Source organism: Actinoplanes oblitus, assembly GCF_030252345.1.
Classification (GTDB): Bacteria; Actinomycetota; Actinomycetes; order Mycobacteriales; family Micromonosporaceae; genus Actinoplanes; species Actinoplanes oblitus.
Window position 1 is genome coordinate 8,699,816 of sequence record NZ_CP126980.1, and the last position, 17,799, is coordinate 8,717,614.

Annotated in this window: 16 protein-coding genes; 10 read left to right on the forward strand and 6 right to left on the reverse strand. The window is 73.2% G+C overall.

The window, feature by feature from the left end; genetic code table 11:
• Positions 1 to 47 precede the first annotated feature (47 nt).
• On the forward strand, positions 48 to 1,166 hold the full coding sequence (locus tag Actob_RS38540) for an AI-2E family transporter (protein ID WP_284916904.1): 1,119 nt from the start codon (positions 48 to 50) through the stop codon (positions 1,164 to 1,166).
• A 580-nt stretch (positions 1,167 to 1,746) separates the two neighbouring features.
• On the opposite strand, the gene Actob_RS38545 is transcribed toward Actob_RS38540, so the two are convergent.
• On the reverse strand, positions 1,747 to 2,550 hold the full coding sequence (locus Actob_RS38545) for an alpha/beta hydrolase (protein ID WP_284916905.1): 804 nt from the start codon (positions 2,548 to 2,550) through the stop codon (positions 1,747 to 1,749).
• A 43-nt stretch (positions 2,551 to 2,593) separates the two neighbouring features.
• A complete protein-coding gene (locus Actob_RS38550) occupies positions 2,594 to 2,923 on the reverse strand; it encodes a hypothetical protein (RefSeq protein WP_284916906.1) in 330 nt (109 codons plus the stop codon).
• A 53-nt stretch (positions 2,924 to 2,976) separates the two neighbouring features.
• Between Actob_RS38550 and Actob_RS38555 the strand changes: the two genes are divergently transcribed.
• The 3 genes from Actob_RS38555 to Actob_RS38565 are packed head-to-tail and all read left to right on the forward strand — an operon-like array spanning position 2,977 to position 6,623.
• A complete protein-coding gene (locus Actob_RS38555; RefSeq protein ID WP_284916907.1) occupies positions 2,977 to 4,470 on the forward strand; it encodes an aldehyde dehydrogenase family protein in 1,494 nt (497 codons plus the stop codon).
• A 9-nt stretch (positions 4,471 to 4,479) separates the two neighbouring features.
• Positions 4,480 to 5,136, forward strand: coding sequence for an ABC transporter ATP-binding protein (locus Actob_RS38560; RefSeq protein WP_284916908.1), 657 nt, complete (start codon positions 4,480 to 4,482; stop codon positions 5,134 to 5,136).
• Positions 5,133 to 6,623: a DUF6297 family protein gene (locus tag Actob_RS38565; protein ID WP_284916909.1), complete on the forward strand. Its 1,491-nt coding sequence runs from the start codon at positions 5,133 to 5,135 to the stop codon at positions 6,621 to 6,623. Before Actob_RS38560 ends, Actob_RS38565 begins: the two co-directional genes overlap by 4 nt.
• On the opposite strand, the gene nucS is transcribed toward Actob_RS38565, so the two are convergent.
• Positions 6,620 to 7,279 carry an endonuclease NucS gene (gene nucS, locus Actob_RS38570; RefSeq protein WP_284916910.1) on the reverse strand — a complete coding sequence of 220 codons (660 nt, stop codon included), beginning with the start codon at positions 7,277 to 7,279 and terminating at the stop codon, positions 6,620 to 6,622. The genes Actob_RS38565 and nucS overlap by 4 nt on opposite strands.
• Before the next feature lie 143 nt (positions 7,280 to 7,422).
• Between nucS and Actob_RS38575 the strand changes: the two genes are divergently transcribed.
• From Actob_RS38575 to Actob_RS38590, 4 genes are read left to right on the forward strand one after another with little or no spacing between them, the layout of a single operon-like run.
• Entirely contained in the window at positions 7,423 to 8,043 is a 621-nt protein-coding gene (locus Actob_RS38575; RefSeq protein WP_284916911.1) for a DUF4126 domain-containing protein, read from the forward strand.
• On the forward strand, positions 8,040 to 9,374 hold the full coding sequence (locus Actob_RS38580; RefSeq protein ID WP_284916912.1) for a hypothetical protein: 1,335 nt from the start codon (positions 8,040 to 8,042) through the stop codon (positions 9,372 to 9,374). The genes Actob_RS38575 and Actob_RS38580 overlap by 4 nt, the downstream gene beginning before the upstream one ends.
• Before the next feature lie 47 nt (positions 9,375 to 9,421).
• A complete protein-coding gene (locus tag Actob_RS38585) occupies positions 9,422 to 12,028 on the forward strand; it encodes an FtsK/SpoIIIE domain-containing protein (protein ID WP_284916913.1) in 2,607 nt (868 codons plus the stop codon).
• Entirely contained in the window at positions 12,015 to 12,785 is a 771-nt protein-coding gene (locus tag Actob_RS38590; protein WP_284916914.1) for a hypothetical protein, read from the forward strand. The genes Actob_RS38585 and Actob_RS38590 overlap by 14 nt, the downstream gene beginning before the upstream one ends.
• Positions 12,786 to 13,087: 302 nt before the next feature.
• Here Actob_RS38590 and Actob_RS38595 read toward each other — a convergent pair whose 3' ends face one another.
• Positions 13,088 to 13,936, reverse strand: a complete 849-nt coding sequence (locus tag Actob_RS38595; RefSeq protein WP_284916915.1) for a 3-hydroxyacyl-CoA dehydrogenase family protein — start codon at positions 13,934 to 13,936, stop codon at positions 13,088 to 13,090.
• A 120-nt stretch (positions 13,937 to 14,056) separates the two neighbouring features.
• On the opposite strand from Actob_RS38595, the gene Actob_RS38600 reads away from it, so the two are divergent.
• Entirely contained in the window at positions 14,057 to 14,389 is a 333-nt protein-coding gene (locus tag Actob_RS38600; protein WP_284916916.1) for a hypothetical protein, read from the forward strand.
• A gap of 8 nt (positions 14,390 to 14,397) precedes the next feature.
• On the opposite strand, the gene murA is transcribed toward Actob_RS38600, so the two are convergent.
• On the reverse strand, positions 14,398 to 15,687 hold the full coding sequence (murA, locus tag Actob_RS38605) for a UDP-N-acetylglucosamine 1-carboxyvinyltransferase (protein ID WP_284916917.1): 1,290 nt from the start codon (positions 15,685 to 15,687) through the stop codon (positions 14,398 to 14,400).
• A 448-nt stretch (positions 15,688 to 16,135) separates the two neighbouring features.
• Between murA and Actob_RS38610 the strand changes: the two genes are divergently transcribed.
• On the forward strand, positions 16,136 to 16,708 hold the full coding sequence (locus Actob_RS38610) for a cob(I)yrinic acid a,c-diamide adenosyltransferase (protein WP_284916918.1): 573 nt from the start codon (positions 16,136 to 16,138) through the stop codon (positions 16,706 to 16,708).
• A gap of 214 nt (positions 16,709 to 16,922) precedes the next feature.
• Here Actob_RS38610 and Actob_RS38615 read toward each other — a convergent pair whose 3' ends face one another.
• Positions 16,923 to 17,747: a PhzF family phenazine biosynthesis protein gene (locus tag Actob_RS38615; RefSeq protein ID WP_284916919.1), complete on the reverse strand. Its 825-nt coding sequence runs from the start codon at positions 17,745 to 17,747 to the stop codon at positions 16,923 to 16,925.
• Positions 17,748 to 17,799: the final 52 nt, after the last annotated feature.

The window sequence follows — 17,799 nt, forward strand, 5'->3', positions numbered from 1 at the left end:
GGCCGGTTGATAACCTCCGGACTTCCCGTCCGCTGTGGAGGTCCCGCATGTCATCGGAACCCGTCGAGGAGCCGGTGGACGCCCCGGCCACCGAGGACGACACTGCCGAGGAGGGCAGCCGCTTCGGCGCGCCCGGCCGCCCGCTGAACCGGCGCAGCCCGTTCCTGTTCGGCTTCCTGTTCGGGCTGGGCGTGATCGTGGCGTACGCGCTCTTCCTGGGCATCCGCAACGCGGCCTCGATCCTGGTGCTGATCTTCATCGCGCTGTTCCTGGCGATCGGGCTGCACCCGGCGGTGGTCCGGCTGCGCCGCTGGGGCCTGCCGCACGGCCTGGCCGTGACGATCGTCTCGCTGACCGTTGTCGGTCTGCTGGCCGGCGGGATCATCGCGCTGATCCCGCCGCTGGTCACCCAGACCACCGAGCTGATCAACAACGCCCCCGAGACGATCGAGAACCTGCGCCGCAGCGAGACGGTCAACGACCTGGTGCAGCGCTACGACATCGTGAACAAGGTGCAGAGCGCGGTGAACGCGGGCACCATCGGCGGCGCGGTGGGCGGCGTGGTCGGCGGCGCCAAGCTGATCTTCGGGACGATCTTCAACGTCCTCACCGTGCTGGTGCTGACGATCTACTTCATGGCCTCCTTCGACAGGCTCAAGGAGGCGGGTTACTCGCTGGTCCCGTCGTCGCGCCGGGCCCGGGTGCGGCTGCTCACCGACGAGATCCTGACCAAGGTGGGCGCGTACATGGTGGGCGCCATCGCGATCGCCATCCTGGCCGGGCTGAGCACCTTCGTGCTGGCCATGCTGCTGGACCTGCCGTACCCGTTCGCCCTCGCGGTGGTGGTCGCGGTCTGCGACCTGATCCCGCAGATCGGCGCGACCATCGGCGCGGTCATCGTCAGCCTGGTCGGCCTGGCCTCCTCGGTGCCCGACGGCATCGTCTGCATCGTGTTCTTCATCGTCTACCAGCAGATCGAGAACTACCTGATCTACCCGAACGTGATGCGCCGCTCGGTCAAGGTCAGCGATGTGGCCGCGGTGGTCGCCGCCCTGCTCGGCGTGGCCCTGTTCGGCGTGGTCGGCGCGCTGGTCGCCATCCCGATGGTCGCCGCCGTCCAGCTGATCATGCGAGAGGTCCTGGTCCCCAGCATGGACCAGCGTTGATTCATTTTCGGTACGCCCGCGGCACGCCCCGAGTCTGGTGACGGGTCCACCCCTCACCCCGCCAGCCCGGCCTGATGCCCGAGCGGCGGAGACCACCGTCACGCCCAGCCCAGCAGCGCGGCTGGCCGTGACGGTGGTCTCCGAGCCCGCGACACCACCACCAGCACCAGCCCAGCACACCCGGCTGGCCGTCACGGTGGCCTCCCCGCCCACGACACCACCACCAGCACCAGCCCAGCACACCCGGCTGGCCGTCACGGTGGCCTCCCCGCCCACGACACCACCACCAGCACCAGCCCAGCACACCCGGCTGGCCGTCACGGTGGCCTCCCCGCCCACGACACCACCACCAGCACCAGCCCAGCACACGCGGCTGGCCGTGACGGTGGTCTCCGCGCCCACGACACCACCACCAGCACCAGCCCAGCAGACAGGGCTGGGCGTGACGGTGGTGTCCCTGGTTCGGACAGCACCATGACGGCCAGCCGCGGGACAGCGGGCTGGGCAGGGGCGTTGCCAGGGTTCGGGGGGCACGGACGCGCGGGCGGGACCGGCGAGTGCCGGGTCGCCTCGCGCGGGGTCAGTTCTGGAGGGGCTTGGGGACGTCGACGTCGGCGAACGCGGCGACCGTGCGATCGGCGTAGGCGTTCATGTCGCCGGTCTCCATCGGGCCGTCCCAGGTGCGCGGCAGCGGGGTCGGCACCCCCGGCGCGACCCGGCGGACGACCTCGTCGAGCACCTTCTCCGCGTCGCCGACCCAGAGGTGCTTGGCGCCGGCCATCGGGACCACCTCGGCCTGCGGGATCGCGGCGAACCGCTCGGCGGCCTCGGCCGGGCGCAGGTAGTCGTCGAACTCCGGGATCAGGGCGGTCACCGGCTTGCCGTCGGCGGCCCAGGCGGCCAGGTGCTCCGGGCGGGAGAAGCGCAGCGGCGGGGAGAGCAGGACGGCGCCGGTCACCACGGGGTCGAGGCCGTACATCAGGGTGAGGTCGGTGCCGAACGACCAGCCGAGCAGCCAGATGTCGGGCAGGTCGGCGAACTCCGCGTACTCGATGGCGGCGGCCACGTCGTAGCGCTCGTCGACGCCGGCCGAGAAGGCGCCGCCGCTGGTGCCCCGGACGCTGCCGGTGCCGCGGGTGTTGAAGCGCAGCACGGCCAGCCCGGCCAGCGCGGGGAGCCGCCAGGCCGCCTTGCGGTAGACGTGGCTGTCCATCATCCCGCCGTGGGTGGGCAGCGGGTGCAGGCAGACGAGGGTGGCCACCGGCGCGCGGTCCAGCGGCACGGCCAGCTCACCGACCAGGGTGATCCCGTCGGCGGTGTGCAGCTCGATGTCCTCCCGTTTCGCGGGGAGGATCGAGTTGGCCCGGATCTGGTTGCTCGGCATGAGAAGAGGATGCCCTCATTCCGTCACGGGGTGGTGGGCGGGTTCACCCATAGCGCGGGGCGTTACGCGAGCGCTCCACGCCGGGGCCGCGGCGCTCCCGGGCACGCCAGCAACCGGTGTGCCAGTGGCGGCGGTCGGCGCCGTCGCCGAAGTCGCCGGCCGGCCACGCCACCACGTGCGCGACACCGGGGCGGATGTCCTGCAGGCAACCGGGGCACCGGTACGTCTTGAGGGCCGCCGCGCCGAAGATGTTGCGCACCAGCCACTCGCCGTCCTGCCACTGCTGGACGCGCTGCTCGGTGATGCCCGGACGGTCCCGGGGCGGCTCGTCGTCAACCGGGGGACGGCGGGGGCGATTGCGGCGGGGGCTCACAAGGTTAAGAGTACGTAGTGACTCATCGGTAACATTGCGCCTAGACTCCGGACATGACGGCGACTCACGTTCCCGGCCTGCCCGTGATCGAGGACGGCCAGCTGATCTCCACGAACCCGGCCACCGGCGCGGAAGCGGGCCGGGTGCCCACCGCCGACGAGAAAGCGGTGCTCGCCGCCGTCGAGCGTGCCCAGGTGGCCGCCGCCTGGTGGCAGGGCCTCGGCTGGGAGGGGCGCAAGACCCGGCTGCTGCGCTGGCGCACCCTGCTGGTCGAGCGGATCCAGGAGCTGGCCGAGCTGACCCAGCGGGAGAGCGGGAAGCCCCTCAACGACGGCATCATCGAGATCACCGCCGCCGTCGAGCACCTGGACTGGGCGGCCCGCCACGCCAAGAAGGTGCTCGGCCCGCGCCGGATGCGCACCCGGCTGCTGCTCGCCGAGCACGTCGGTCACCTCGAGTACCAGCCGTACGGCGTGGTCGGCGTGATCGGCCCGTGGAACTACCCGATCGTCACCCCGATCGGCCCGATCTCCGGCGCCCTGGCGGCCGGCAACGCGGTCGTCTTCAAGCCCAGCGAGTACACGCCCGTCGTCGGCCAGTGGCTGGTGGACTCGTTCGCCGAGATCGTCCCGGAGCACCCGGTGCTGCAGGCGGTGCACGGGCTGGGCGACGTCGGCGGCGCGCTGTGCCGCTCCGGCGTCGGCAAGGTGAGCTTCACCGGCTCCACCGCCACCGGCAAGAAGGTGATGGCCGCCTGCGCGGAGAACCTCGTACCGGTGGTGATCGAGGCGGGCGGCAAGGACGCGCTGATCGTGGACGCCGACGCGGACGTCACGGCGGCCGCCGAGGCGGCGGTCTGGGGCTCGATGACCAACGCCGGGCAGACCTGCATCGGCATCGAGCGGGTCTACGCGGTCGATCCGGTCTACGACAAGTTCGTCGAGGCGGTGGTGGAGAAGGCCGGGAAGCTGCGCACCGGCGAGGAGATCGGCCCGATCACCATGCCCAAGCAGCTGGACATCATCCGCGACCACATCGAGGACGCGCTGGCCAAGGGCGGCCGGGCGGTGCTCGGCGGTGCCGATGCCGTGCGGGCGCCCTACGTGGCGCCGACCGTGCTGGTGGACGTGCCGGCCGACTCGTCGGAGATCCGCGAGGAGACGTTCGGGCCGACGCTGACCATCACCCGGGTGCGCGACGCGGACGAGGCGGTGCGCAAGGCCAACGACACGCCGTACGGGCTGGGCGGCTCGGTCTTCGGGAAGAAGAACGCGATCCGGATCGCCCGCCGGCTGCGGTCCGGCATGGTCGCGGTGAACGGCACGCTGACCTTCGTCGGGATGGGCAACCTGCCGTTCGGCGGGGTCGGCGAGTCCGGCTTCGGCCGGATCCACGGCGAGGACGGCCTGCGCGAGTTCGCCAGGGCCAAGGCGATCACCGTACGCCGGGCGAGGTCGCTGCTCCCGGCCATGACCTTCGAGCGCACCCCGGCCCAGGTCCAGCAGATCGTCAAGGCCCTGCGCCTGCTCTACGGCCGTAAACCGTAGGCTGTGCGGGTGGCCGACCACCCCGCGGTTGAGGTAAGCGATCTCACGGTGAGCTACGGCTCGACACCGGTGCTGGCCGGTGTCGAGCTGACCGTCCCGGCCGGCGCCGGCGTCTGCGTGACCGGCGAGAACGGCATCGGCAAGTCCACCCTGCTGCGCTGCGTCAGCGGCCTGCAACGCGCCGACTCCGGCCGGATCCGGGTGTTCGGCGGCACGCCCGGCGGCGGCCCCGAGTTCTGGGCCGCCGTGGTCACCACGGTGGAGCCACCGACCTGGTACCCGGGGCTGACCACCAGGGAGCACGCCGAGCTGATCTGCCGCGCGCACGGGCAGGACCCGGACGAGGCCGGGGTCGGCGAGGCGCTGGAGCGCTTCGGCCTGGCCGGGCACGCGGACGCCATCCCGCCGTCGCTCTCCTCCGGACAGAAGCAGCGGCTCACCCTGGCGATGGCGCTGCTGCGGCCGAGCGCGCTGCTGATCCTGGACGAGCCGGAGCAGCGCCTCGACCCGGAGGGCCGGATCGCGGTGGCCGAGATGCTCGCCGACTACCTGCGCGGCGGCGGATCGCTGCTGATGGCCAGTCACGACGACAAGTTCGCGGTGGCCTCCGGCGCGGAGCTGACCACGATGACGGCACTCGTCGCCACCGCGCCGGACCCGTCATGACCACCGTGATACCGCTGCGCCCGGTCCGCCGCTGGATCCACCGGCGGCAGGTGTCGCATCGGGAACGCGGCGCCACACTGGGCAACCTCTACTTCGCCGTGCTGCTCGGCGCGGTGCTCGGCGCGATGCTGCACAAGCAGCTCGCCAAGATCTTCTGGCCGCCGGTGGCCGACCTCGGCGCGCTGCCGGCCCTCGCGCTGGCGCTACTGGGCGCCGGCTTCCTGCTGCTGGCGCTGCGCGCGATCGGCCCGGTGACGCTCGGCCGGCCGGCCGCGTACTTCCTGCTCACCGCGCCGGTCAGCCGGCGCCGCCTGCTGCTGCCGTCGCTGCGCCTGGCGGCGGCCGGGGTGGCGGTCGCCGCCGCGCTGCTGGCCACCGGGATCGCCGGGCACGCCGCGCCGCACGACCGCGCGCCGGCCCTCATCCTCGGCGGTGCGCTGCTCGGGATCGGGTTGCTGCTGGTCACGGTGGTGGCGCAACGGGTGCGGGGCTGGGCGACGGCCGTCGACCTGCTGGCGAAACTCGCGCTCGTGGCGGGCCTGGGGCTGCTGGTGGCCGACACGATCGGCGTCGCCCACGCGGCCCCGCCGGGCGCGTGGCCGTCGAGGCCGGCGCTGCTCACGGTCGCGGCGACGCTCGCGGTGGTGGTCACGGCGGGGACGGCGCTGATCGTACGCGAGTTGGCTCTGACCCCGGCCGATCGCGTCCTGGACGCCGCGAAGCTCACCGGAACCCTCTTCGACAGCGCGTTCGGTGTGGAACCGTCCTTCCTCACCGACATGGTGGAACGGCGCTACTGGTCGCACCGGCGGCTGACCACCGCCCGACCGCCGGCCCGCCTCCCGGTGCTGACCGGGCAGGACTTCCTGATGGCCCGCCGTCGGCTGCCCCGGCTGCTCTGGCTGCTGGCCGCGACCCCGGTCCCGCTGCTGCTCGCCGGGGCGCCGGCCTGGGTCACCGCCGTCGCGCTGCCGCTCGGCGCGATGGCCGCCGGGCGCACCACGACCGGCACGGTGAACACCGACTCCGGCAATCCGGTGCTGTCCCGGCTGCTCGGGATCGGCTCCCGGCAGGCGCTGCTGCAGCGGCTCTGGATCCCGGGCGGGCTGGCGTTCCTCTGGTCCCTGACCGCCCTGCTCCTGCTGCAGTTCGCCGGGAAGCTGCCGCCCGGGCAGTGGTGGGTGCTCAGCCTGCCGCTCGGTGTCGCCGGCGGGGTGGCCGCGGTGCGCCGGGCCCGGTCCGGGTTCGTCCGCAACGATCTGCTGCCGCTGGACACCCCGATGGGCACGGTGTCCACCGGCCCACTGGTGTACGCGTTCGCCGGCCCGGACGCCCTGATCCTCGCCGTCCCGACAGTGGTCGGGCTGATCCAGGGCGCGCCGCTGAGCCTCACGCTGGTCGTCTTCCAGTACGCGCTGGCCCTGATCGGCACCCGCGCCTACCTGGTCGCCACCACCGACCCGGACCGCGTCGAGTTGAAGCCCTAGAAGAGCGTGAGCTCGTCGCGCTCCATGCCGCGCAGCTTGTCGTAGTCGACGACCACGCAGCGGATCCCGCGGTCGGTGGCCAGCACCCGGGCCTGCGGCTTGATCTCCTGAGCCGCGAAGACGCCCTTGACCGGGGCGAGCAGCGGATCCCGGTTCATCAGTTCGAGGTACCGGGTGAGCTGCTCGACGCCGTCGATCTCGCCGCGGCGCTTCACCTCGACGGCCACCGAGCCGCCCTCGGCGTCCTTGAGGAGCAGGTCGACCGGGCCGATGGCGGTCATGAACTCGCGCCGCACCAGGGTGTGCCCGGCGCCGAAGGTCTCCGGGTGCTCGGCCAGCAGCTCCTGCAGGTGCGCCTCGACGCCGTCCTTGCGCAGGCCGGGGTCGACGCCCAGCTCGTAGGAGTAGTCCTGGAAGACCTCCTCCAGGGTGATCCGCAGCTCCTCGCCGGCCTTGTTCACCACTTTCCAGACGCCCTCCGACTCCTGCAGCTTGCAGGGCGGACTCATCCAGTTCAGCGGCTTGTAGGCACGGTCGTCGGCGTGGATCGACACCGAGCCGTCGGCCTTGACCATGAGCAGCCGGGTGGCGAGCGGGAGATGAGCGGAGAGCCGTCCGACGTAGTCGACGGAGCATTTCGCGATGACCAGACGCACCGGGGAACACTACCTGACGTTCTTCCCCGCGGTTTCCCCCCCGCGGGGACGGCGCGGCTGTGCCGTCCCCGGGTTTTCCCCCGGGGACGGCACAGCGGACCGCTCGGCGAGCGGGACGTGCACGCCGGTGCCATGCTGACTTCGTGTTCGAAGCATTGACCGGCACCGGCCTGGCGGCGTCCGCCGGCCTGAACGCGTACATCCCCCTGCTGACCATGGGCCTGCTGGCCCGGTACACCGACGCGATCGACCTGCCGTCCGGCTGGTCGTGGCTGGCCAACGGATGGACCCTGCTCATCCTGGCGATCCTGCTGTCCATCGAGGTCGTCGCCGACAAGGTGCCGGTGGTCGACCACCTGAACGACGTGGTGCAGACGGTCGTCCGGCCGACAGCGGGTGGCCTCGCCTTCGGCGCCGGTTCCGCCTCGCAGACGGTGACCGTCGCCGATCCCGGCTCGTTCTTCACCTCGCACCAGTGGGTCCCGGTCGCCGCCGGCGTGCTCATCGCGCTCTGCGTGCACGGGGTCAAGGCGGCCGCCCGCCCGGTGGTCAACGTCACCACCGCCGGGTTCGGCGCGCCGGTGGCCAGCACCGCCGAGGACCTGAGCAGCGTCGTGATGTCGGTGCTGGCGATCGTGCTGCCGTTCCTGGTCCTTATCGGACTCGGGGTCATGGTGTGGGCCACCATCTGGGTCTTCCGCCGGCGCCGGCTGCGCAAGGAAGCGAAGCTGGCGACTGTCGAAACGCGTCGCCTGTTTGGTTGACTCTGCGGGTGCCCGCGCTCGCCGTACCCCTTTTCGCCCTCTGCTGGTGGCTCGCCGGCTATCTGATCGGCCGGGATCCGGGGCGGCCGGCGCTGCGCTGGGCGGCCGCGGCGCTCGTCGCGTACGCGGCCGGCCTGGTCGCCTGGACCGTCGCCCCCGGCGGGCGGACCGCCGGGATCCTGGTCTGCCTGCCGGCCCTGGCCTGGGCCGGCAGCGTGGTGGCCCTGCTTCCGCTGGCGCCGGCCGAGCGGCGCCCGGTCGACGTGGGCGCGCTGGTCCTCGGCGTGACGTTCCAGGTGCTGGTGATCGCGCTGCCGGGGGCCGGCAAGCTGGTCGGCCTGACCCCGCTGGCCGGCACCCTGGTCCTGCTCTGGCGGGTGCGCGCCGAGGTGGTGCCGCGCAGCCTGACGCCGGCGCTGACCATGATGGCCGGGCTGTACGCGGCGAGCCTGGCCGTGCTGCTGGTCCCGGTGGACACCGGCGGTCCCGGCCCGGTGCTCGCCGCGGCCGGGGTGGATCTGCTCGTCTTCGGTTACCTGATCGCCGTGGCGCACGCGATGGCCGGCGGCGAACGGCTCCGGCCGGACCTGCGCCGGGCCCTCGCGGCGGCCGTCGGCGTGTTGATCCTTATCGGTCTCCCGGTGGTATTGACCATGTACGCCGCGGACACCCGGGGCACCGTTGTCGTGCTGCAGTTCGTGGTGCTCGCGGTGGCCTCGGCGGCGGCCGGGCTGACCGGCCGGCTGAGCCGGCTGCTCGACCGGGTGGCGCTGGCCGGCGACAACCGGCTGCGCCACGACCGGGCGGCGCTGTTCGTCAACGCGGACGCGCTGCTGCGCCGCCGCGAGCAGCGCAAGCTGACCGAGATCGGCGAGCCGGAGTTCCTCCGGCTGACCCGCCGGGCGCTCGCCGACTTCAACGACCTGAACCGGCTGTCCCGCAGCCCGCTGACCGACCTGCCGGTGGTGGCCCGGCGGATCGCCGGGCGGGGCGACGACCAACCCCGGGCGCGGGCCCGGGAGCTGCGCGCGGTGCTGCGCGAGGCGGTGTCGGCGCTGCGCCCGACCGGGCCGTTCGGCACCACCGAGGAGTGGCGGTACTACAACACGCTGCAGTTCGTCGGGGTGCTCGGGCTGAACCCGTACTCGCGGCGGCAGCGGATGGACGGGCTGAGCCGGGAGGCGCGGATGGCGCTCGACTGGTTCCGGCGCAACGTGCCGCGGGACACCATGCGGCAGTGGCACCGGGAGGCCGCCATGATCGTGGCGGCGCAGCTGTGGGAAGCCCTTTCTGACGACAGATCACGACACGCAATGGCTAATCCGTCTTAATGATGGAAAATCGCTAAAATCCCCCCACATGGAGTCCGGGGGGTCGCGTGGGTAGTCACCGCAACGCGCTGGTCGCCGCGGTTCGGCAGGAACTGGCCGAGGCCCGCGGCTCCGCTCGGGCCGTGCTGGCCGCCGCCGAGTCGGCCCGGGGCGAGGCGCAGACCCGCCGGCGGCTGGTCCGGGACGCGTACGCCACCTGTCTGAGCCAGCTGGCCGCCGCCCGGGAGGCCGCCCGCGACGACATCCAGCGGCGGTTCCGCGGCGAGGCCACCCAGCTCGCCGGACACCTGCGCGGCCTGGCCACCTCCAGCGCCACCGGCGCGGCCGGCGCGCCCTGGCGGCTGTGGTCGCCCAGCGAGCCGGACCCCGGCGCCCGGCCCGGGCTGCTGCGGATCGGCGCCATCACCTTCGACGACACCGCCGCGCTGCCCGGCCTGATCCCGCTGCTGGACGCCGTGCACCTGCACGTCTCCGGGCCGTCTCCGCAGGTGGACGACCTGATCACCGGGGTGCTGCTGCGAGCGCTGGGCAGCACCCGGCCGGGCGACGTACAGCTGACCGTCTACGACCCGGAGAACCTCGGCGGCACGCTCGCCCCGTTCGCGCCGCTGAACCCGACCTTCGTCGGGCCGGGCGGCCTCGGCTCGCTCCTCGACGAACTGGCCGAGCACATCTGCCGGGTGAACGAGTCGCTCGGCGGGCAGTACCCGTCGCTGGCCGACCTGGCCGCCGCCCGCCCCGGCCCGCGCCCGGAGCCGTGGCGGCTGGTGGTGCTGCTCGCCGACCGGGCCACCTCGGTCGAGATGACCACCGGGCAGCGGGCGCAGCTGGGGCGGATCGTGCGTACCGGGGTGGCCTGCGGGGTGCACCTGGTGGTGCGCGGGCTGGACCTCGACGACGACCCGACGGTGGAGCGGATCACCGTGCTCCGCGACCAGCTGGCCACCTGCGACTCGCTGGGCAAGCTGGAGATCCGGCTGGACCCGCCACCGCCGCCGGAACGGATCGCGGCGTTCTGCCGGAGCAGCGCCGAGCGGCTGCGGGCCGGTCCGGGCCCGGCCAACCTGGCCGACCTGGAGCCGGCCCGGCACTGGACCGAGTCCTCGGTCTACGGGCTGGTCGCGCCGATCGGCGACAGCACCGACGGGAGCCTGGTCGAGGTGCCGCTCGGGGACGACCCGCCGCACGCGCTGATCGGCGGCCCGTCCGGCTCCGGCAAGACCAACCTGATCTACGCCTGGCTGGGCTCACTGGCCACCCGGTACGGCCCCGAGGAGCTCGCGCTCTACCTGCTGGACTTCAAGGAGGGCGTGTCGTTCGCCAGGTACGCCCCCGGCCCGCGGGACCCGAGCTGGCTGCCCCAGGTGCGGCTGGCCGGCATCAACGTCAACGGCGACCGCGAGTTCGGCCTGGCCATGCTCCGGCACCTGGGCGAGGAGCTGCGCACCCGGGCTCAGGCGGCGAAACGCCACGACGCCGGCAAGCTGGCCGAGCTGCGCGCCGAGGACCCGGCCGGGCACTGGCCGCGGATCGTCGCGGTGATCGACGAGTTCCAGGTGCTGCTGGCCGGCCGGGACGCGGTCGCCGACGAGGCGGTCGCCCTGCTCGAGGACCTCGCCCGGCGGGGCCGCTCCCAGGGCATCCACCTGATCCTGGCCAGCCAGGACGTGGCGGGTATCCAGGCACTGTGGGGCCGGCCCGGCCTGATCGCCCAGTTCACCCTGCGGATCGCGCTGCCCAAGGCGCGCCGGATCCTGGCCGACGACAACCTGGCGGCGGCGGTCATCCCGCGCTTCCACGCGGTGGTGAACACCGAGTCCGGGATGTCCGGGGCGAACCGGATCGTGCGCCTGCCGGACGCCGGCGACCGGACGGTGTGGCGCACCCTGCAACGCCGGCTGTGGCGGGCCCGGCCGGCCGGCTGTGCCGAACCGCGGCTGTTCGACGGCGACGCGGTGCCCCGGCTGCCGGCCGCGTTGCGCCCCGCCGGGCGGGTGCCGTCCGCCGACGCGCCGGTCGGCTCGTCGCCCGGCGCGGTGCTCGGCGAGCGGATCGACGTGGCCGCCCAACCGGCCCGGCTCCGGCTCGGCCGGATGCCGGGACGCAACCTCGCGGTCCTCGGCACCCGCGCCGACGAGGCGTGCGACGTGCTGGCGGCGGCCGCGCTCAGCCTGGCCGCGCAGGGGCCGGCGCACTTCAGCGTGATCTGCCTGGACCCGGGCGCCACGCCGGCCGCCGCGCGGCTCGTCGCCGAGCTGCCGTCGGCGGACTGGTACGACGCGACCGACGCCCGCTTCGACCTGAGTCACCTGGACATCCCGCACTATGTCGTCGGCTACGCGCTGGACGCGGCCCGTGACCCGGCCCTCAGGAAGCTGCTGACCGAGGGCCCGGAACAGCGCACCCACGTGCTCGGCTGGTGGCGCTCGGTGGCCCGGCTCCGCGACGACCTGGGCGGCATCGGCGCCCGGTTCGACGCGATCGGCGCCTGGGTCGCGCTCGACGTGCACGGCGCCGACCTGGCCCCGCTGCACCCGCAGCCCGGTGGCCCGGTCTGGTACCCGCGACCGCGGCGCGCGCTGTTCTTCGACCGCTCGGTGCACCGCACACCCGAAGTGATCATCCCGTACGAGGTGAACAGTGACCACACGTGACCGGCAGCCGCCCAGCCGCGACTACCAGTTGATGGTGAGTGCCCTGGCCGAGGTGACCCGGCGCCGCGACGCCGAGCTGGACCAGGCGGAGCAGGCGTATCAGGACAACGCCGCGCGCGCCGCCGGCGAACTGGCCCGGGCCGAGAACGACGCCCTGGCCGCCGATCGCTGGGCCGGCGCGGCCGCCGCGCAGGTGCTGGACGTGGACCGGGAGGCGGCGCGGCTCTGGGCCCAGCTGCGCCGGGCGCGCGGCCTGCGGGTCCGGGCGCTCGGCGAGGTGCCCGACCCGGCGCCGGTCGAGGCCCTCCCCCGGGTCGCCCTGCAACGCCGCCCGTCCTCGCTGGACGGCCTCGCCGAACCGGGCGGCGCCGGGCCCGGCCGGCAGTCGCCCCGGGCGCTGCTCGCCCGGGCCGCCGACCGCATCGACGACCGGATCCGGCCGAACGGCCGCCGCGCGCTGCCCCGCTGGTCGCTGCCGCTGCTCCCGCTGATCGGCGCGGCCGCCGCGGCCCTGGCCGGGCTGATCGCCGCCGGGCTGGTCACGTTCGGGCACGAGGCGGTCTGGGGCGGCGCGATCATCCGGGGGCTCGGCTGGCTGGCGTTCCTCATCGCCCCGTCGGCGGGCGTGCCGGCCGCGGCGGTGCTGGCGCACCGCCGGCTGCGCGCCCGGCTGGACGTCGGCGGCATCGGCCTCACCCTGCTCGGCGGCATGATCGCCGCCACGGCCCTGTCCCTGACCTTCGCCGCCTCCCACTGACCCCGCGGCAGCCGCAACGACGAGCGCAGCCCGTTGCGGCCGGGCGCCCACGCGCGGCCCAGCGGCGCGCCGCGGTCCGGACCGGCGCCGGCCTCGCGGCCGCGAGCAACAGCTCCCGCCCGGAACGGCGAAGCGATCCGGCACCGGGACTACATCGCGCTGCGGCCACGGGACGATCGATTGCGGTTGGGGCAGCCCGAGACCGTACAAAATCGGGTTCGAAAAGCGACGCCTACCCGAAGCCCAGAAGAGAGCCCCAGGCCGAAGCGGCCCGGGGCTCCTCTCCCGAATGACCCAACAGATCAGTAGCTGTAGAAGCCCTTGCCGGTCTTGCGGCCCAGGTCGCCCGCCGTGACCATGCGCTGCAGCAGCTCCGGCGGGAAGAACTTCTCGTCCTGGGTGTCGCGGTAGATGTTGCCGGCCGCGTTCAGCATCACGTCGAGGCCGGTCAGGTCGACGGTGGCGAGCGGGCCCATGGCGTGGCCGAAGCCGAGCTTCATCACCGTGTCGAGGTCGGCCGCGGAGATCACGCCGGACTCGACCAGCTTGATCGCCTCGACCAGCAGGGCGGAGAACAGCCGGTTCGAGACGAAGCCGGCGACGTCCCGCTTGACCTCGACGCAGGTCTTGCCGACGCCCTCGGCGAAGTCGCGGGCGGTGGCCAGCGTCTCGTCCGACGTCTGGTAGCCGCGGACCAGCTCGACCAGCTTCATCATCGGGACCGGAGAGAAGAAGTGGATGCCGACCACCGACTCCGGCCGCGAGGTGATCGCCGCGATCTGGGTGATCGGGATGGCCGAGGTGTTGGTGCCCAGCACCGCGCCGGCCTTGCAGATCTTGTCGAGAGCCTTGAAGACCTCGTGCTTGGCCTCCACCTTCTCGTAGATCGCCTCGACCACCACGTCGGCCTCGGCGACCGCGTCGAGGTCGGTGGTCGGGCTGATCCGCTGCAGGGTGGCCTCGACCTCCTCCTCGGCGATCTTGCCCTTGGCCGCGAAGCGGGTGAGCGAGTCGCGGATCGCGGCGAGCCCGCGCTTGAGCGAGGCGTCGTCGACGTCCCGCATGGTGACCTGCCAACCGGCCTGCGCCGAGACCTGCGCGATGCCCGAACCCATCAGTCCGGACCCGATGACCGCGAGACGACCCGCCATGCTCCACTCCTTCGTTAGAGGCGGGGTCATTCTAACGGGGTTACTTAACGGAAACTTAGGCCCGGCCTCGATCGGGGCAAAGCCGGAGAAAACCGCCTGGCACGGTGCCAGACTGTGCGCATGGCCACGAGCGACGGCTGGTACCTCATCGGACCGTTGATCGCCGTCGGTCTGGTCGGCTTTCTCGGCGCCGTGTTCTGGCGCATGGGCCTGCAGCCAGGTCCCCCGGACGGTCTGGCGGACGGCCTGGCGATCTTCGGCGAGCAGGAGGACTACGGCCTCCTGTGGCCCGCCGCGGTCACCGACGAGCCCGAGATCGCCGACGAGATCCGGCGGTTGCTCTCGGACGCGGGCATCCGGGCCACCAAGGCGACCCGGCGGGACGGCCGGGTCTGCGTCCTGGTCTTCGCCGAAGAGGTGGAGGAGGCACGCCGCCTGGTCGGCTCCGCCTAGGACGAACCCTAGAAGTCGAAGGTCGGCTCCGGGACGTCCGTCCGCTCCACCTCGACGCCCAGCCGGGCCAGGTCGTCGACGAAGTTCGGATAGCCCCGGTCGATGTGGTGCACCTCGCCCACCTCGGTCACCCCGTCGGCGCACAGCCCGGCGATGACCAGGCCGGCCCCGGCCCGGATGTCGGTGGCCCGGACCGGGGCGCCGGAGAGCCGCTCCCGTCCGTTCACCACCGCGTGGTGCCCGTCGGTGCGGATGTCGGCGCCCAGCCGGACCATCTCGTTCACGAACATGAACCGGCCGTCGAAGATGTTCTCGGTGATCAGCGAGGAGCCCTCGGCGACGGCGGCCAGCCCGAGCGCCATCGGCAGCAGGTCGGTGGCGAACCCCGGGAACGGCAGCGTGACGATGTCGACGTGCCGCGGCCGCTCGGCCATCCGGACCCGGAACCAGTTGTCCCCCGGGTCGACGGTCGCCCCGGCCGCCACCAGCTTGTCCAGCGCGATGTCCAGGAACTCCGGGCGCACCCCGTGCACGGTGACGTCGCCCCGGGTCATCGCCGCGCCGTAGGCCCACGTCCCGCCGACGATCCGGTCGCCGATGGTGGTGTGCCGGACCGGCTTGAGCGGCCCGTCCACCCCCTCGATGACGAGCGTCGAGGTGCCGGCCCCGTGGATCCGGGCGCCCATCGCGGTGAGCATCTGGCAGATGTCCACGATCTCCGGCTCCCGGGCCGCGTTGTCGATCTCCGTGACGCCCTTGGCCAGGACCGCGGCCATCAGCAGGTTCTCGGTGGCGCCGACGCTCGGGAAGTCCAGCCAGATCTTGGTCCCGCGCAGGCCGGCCGGAGCCGAGGCGATCACGAAGCCGTGCTCGTTGGAGATCTCCGCGCCCATCCGGGCCAGGCCGGAGACGTGCATGTCCAGGCCACGGGAGCCGATCATGTCGCCGCCGGGGAGCGCGACCCGCACGTAGCCCCGGCGCGCCAGCAGCGGCCCGAGCACGCAGATCGACGCGCGCAGCCGCCGGACCAGGTCGTAGTCGGCCTCGGCGCCCGGCTCGAAGGGCACGTCGATGACCGCCTCGGTGCCGTCCAGCGCCACGGTGCAGCCGAGCCGGCGCAGCACCTCGGCCATGATCGCGATGTCGGTGATCCGGGGCACGTTGGAGACCACGCTGCGCCCCTCACCCAGCAGCGCGACAGCCATCAGCTTGAGTGCCGAGTTCTTCGCGCCGCCGACCGAGACGTCACCGGTGAGCGGGTTGCCACCCTTTACCCTGATCACATCCACGCGGGCCATCGTAGGGTCCGGAACCCAGATCCGGCGCACGGGGCGGGTCACTCGTCGCGGCTTCCCCTGGCCCCTCGCCTCCGGGCGCTCGATTCCGCCCAGGCCGCCTATCTCGGGTCGGGCCGCCTATCTCGGGTCGGGCCGCCTCTCCCGGGTCGGCCTGCCGACGATCAAGATCAAATTCGGGACAATCCGATACGCGCGTCCGCTGTGGTGCGGATCGCATGCTCCCGCGCGGGCCGGGTCCGGCGATCTGGCCGCTGCGCGTCCATAGCGATCGCCGGACCCTTCATTGTCCGTGGATGGTCACCGAAACCCCGGCGCGCCCCCGTGCGGCGGCGAGCGGACCAGCGGCGGGGCCCGTGCGACCGCCGGTGGCCGGCACCACCGCGACGCCCCCACCACGCGCCGACCACCGCGGCTCCGTACCCGGCGAGGTGGCCACTAGGCTCGGGGCATGGCTGTGCATCTGACGCGGATTTACACCCGTACCGGCGACGCTGGGCAGACTCGACTGGTCAACAACGAGGTGGCGGCGAAGACGGATCCGCGGATCGCGGCCTACGCCGACGCCGACGAGTGCAACGCGGCGCTGGGGGTGGCGCTCGCGCTGGGCGCTCTGCCGGAGGACGTGCGGGCGGTGCTGGCCCGGATCCAGAACGACCTGTTCGACCTCGGGGCGGATCTCGGCAACCCGCTCGCCGAGAACCCGCCGTACCCCCCGCTGCGGATCACCGAGGACTACGTCACCCGCCTCGAGGGCTGGTGCGACGAGTTCAACGAACGGCTGGCCGCGCTGGACAGCTTCATCCTTCCGGGTGGCACTCCGGGCGCGGCTCTGCTGCACGTGGCCCGCACTGTCGCCCGCCGGGCGGAGCGGTCCGCGTGGGCCCTGATCGCGGCCGACCCGGACCGCACCTCGGTCCTGCCGGCCAAGTACCTGAACCGCCTGTCCGACCTGCTCTTCATCCTGTCCCGGGTGGCCAACCCGGACGGCGACGTGAAATGGGTCCCCGGCGGCTCACGCTGAACATCAGTCCCCGCGCGACCGACTCACGCTGAGCATCAGTCCCCGCGTGACCGGCTCACGCTGAGCATCAGCCCGCGCGTGACCGGCTCACGCTGAGCATCAGCCCGCGCGCGAATGGCTCAGGCGGGCTGACCTCTCGCCCGGGCCGGCACGACGGCCGCATCTCGCGGGGCCGACACACGGAGTCCCACGCGGGCTGACGCTCTCCCGCGGGCTAGGCGTCCGGCAGCGCCACCTGGAGCTCACCGTCGATGGTGGTGACGGCGGTGCCGGCCAGATCCACCCGGTCACCCCGGAGCGTCACTCGCACCAGACCGCCGCGCCGCGAGGCCTGGTAGCCCACCAGCGAGGTGCGCCCGAGGCGCTCGCTCCAGAACGGCGTGAGCGCGGTGTGCGCCGACCCGGTCACCGGGTCCTCGTTAACGCCGACCGCCGGGGCGAAGAAACGGGACACGAAGTCGTAGCCGGCCGCCGGGTCCTCCGCGCGGGCGGTGACGATCACGCCGCGGCCGGTGACCCGGGCCAGTGCGGTGAAGTCCGGGGTGAGCGCCCGGACCGTCTTCTCGTCGGCCACCTCGGCCAGCACGTCGTCGGTGTTCGGACCGGTCCAGAAACTGGTGAGCGGTTCGGCTCCGAGCGCCGCGGCCAGCGCCGGATCGGGGTCGACAGCGCTGAGCGGCGCCGCCGGGAAGTCCAGCGTGATCAGGCCGTCGCCGGCCACCGTGGCGGTCAGGACGCCGCTCCTCGTGGCGAATCGAGCCGGCCCCTCGGCCAGCCCGGCGTGGTGCAGCACGTGCGTGCTGGCGAGGGTCGCGTGCCCGCAGAGTGCCACCTCGGCGACCGGGGTGAACCAGCGCAGCGCCCAGTCGGCGTCACCGCCGGCCGGCAGGCGGTGCAGGAAGGCCGTCTCGGCGAGGTTGACCTCGGCGGCGACCTGCTGCATCCAGTCGTCGGCCGGGAAGGCGTCCAGGATCAGCACCCCGGCCGGGTTGCCGGCGAACGGGCGATCGGTGAAGGCGTCGACGATACGAATCCGCATGCCGCCGACGCTAGGCGCCGGGCCGGGCGGGCGCGACTGCCAATCCCGGAAC

What these genes read in the sequence shown, in the direction of transcription:
- Actob_RS38610 (WP_284916918.1), top strand. Translation starts at nt 16,136, where the DNA reads ATGGCTGTGCATCTGACGCGGATTTACACCCGTACCGGCGACGCTGGG.
- Actob_RS38600 (WP_284916916.1), top strand. Translation starts at nt 14,057, where the DNA reads ATGGCCACGAGCGACGGCTGGTACCTCATCGGACCGTTGATCGCCGTC.
- Actob_RS38595 (WP_284916915.1), bottom strand. Translation starts at nt 13,936, where the DNA reads ATGGCGGGTCGTCTCGCGGTCATCGGGTCCGGACTGATGGGTTCGGGC.
- Actob_RS38565 (WP_284916909.1), top strand. Translation starts at nt 5,133, where the DNA reads ATGACCACCGTGATACCGCTGCGCCCGGTCCGCCGCTGGATCCACCGG.
- Actob_RS38555 (WP_284916907.1), top strand. Translation starts at nt 2,977, where the DNA reads ATGACGGCGACTCACGTTCCCGGCCTGCCCGTGATCGAGGACGGCCAG.
- Actob_RS38615 (WP_284916919.1), bottom strand. Translation starts at nt 17,747, where the DNA reads ATGCGGATTCGTATCGTCGACGCCTTCACCGATCGCCCGTTCGCCGGC.
- murA (WP_284916917.1), bottom strand. Translation starts at nt 15,687, where the DNA reads ATGGCCCGCGTGGATGTGATCAGGGTAAAGGGTGGCAACCCGCTCACC.
- Actob_RS38540 (WP_284916904.1), top strand. Translation starts at nt 48, where the DNA reads ATGTCATCGGAACCCGTCGAGGAGCCGGTGGACGCCCCGGCCACCGAG.
- Actob_RS38545 (WP_284916905.1), bottom strand. Translation starts at nt 2,550, where the DNA reads ATGCCGAGCAACCAGATCCGGGCCAACTCGATCCTCCCCGCGAAACGG.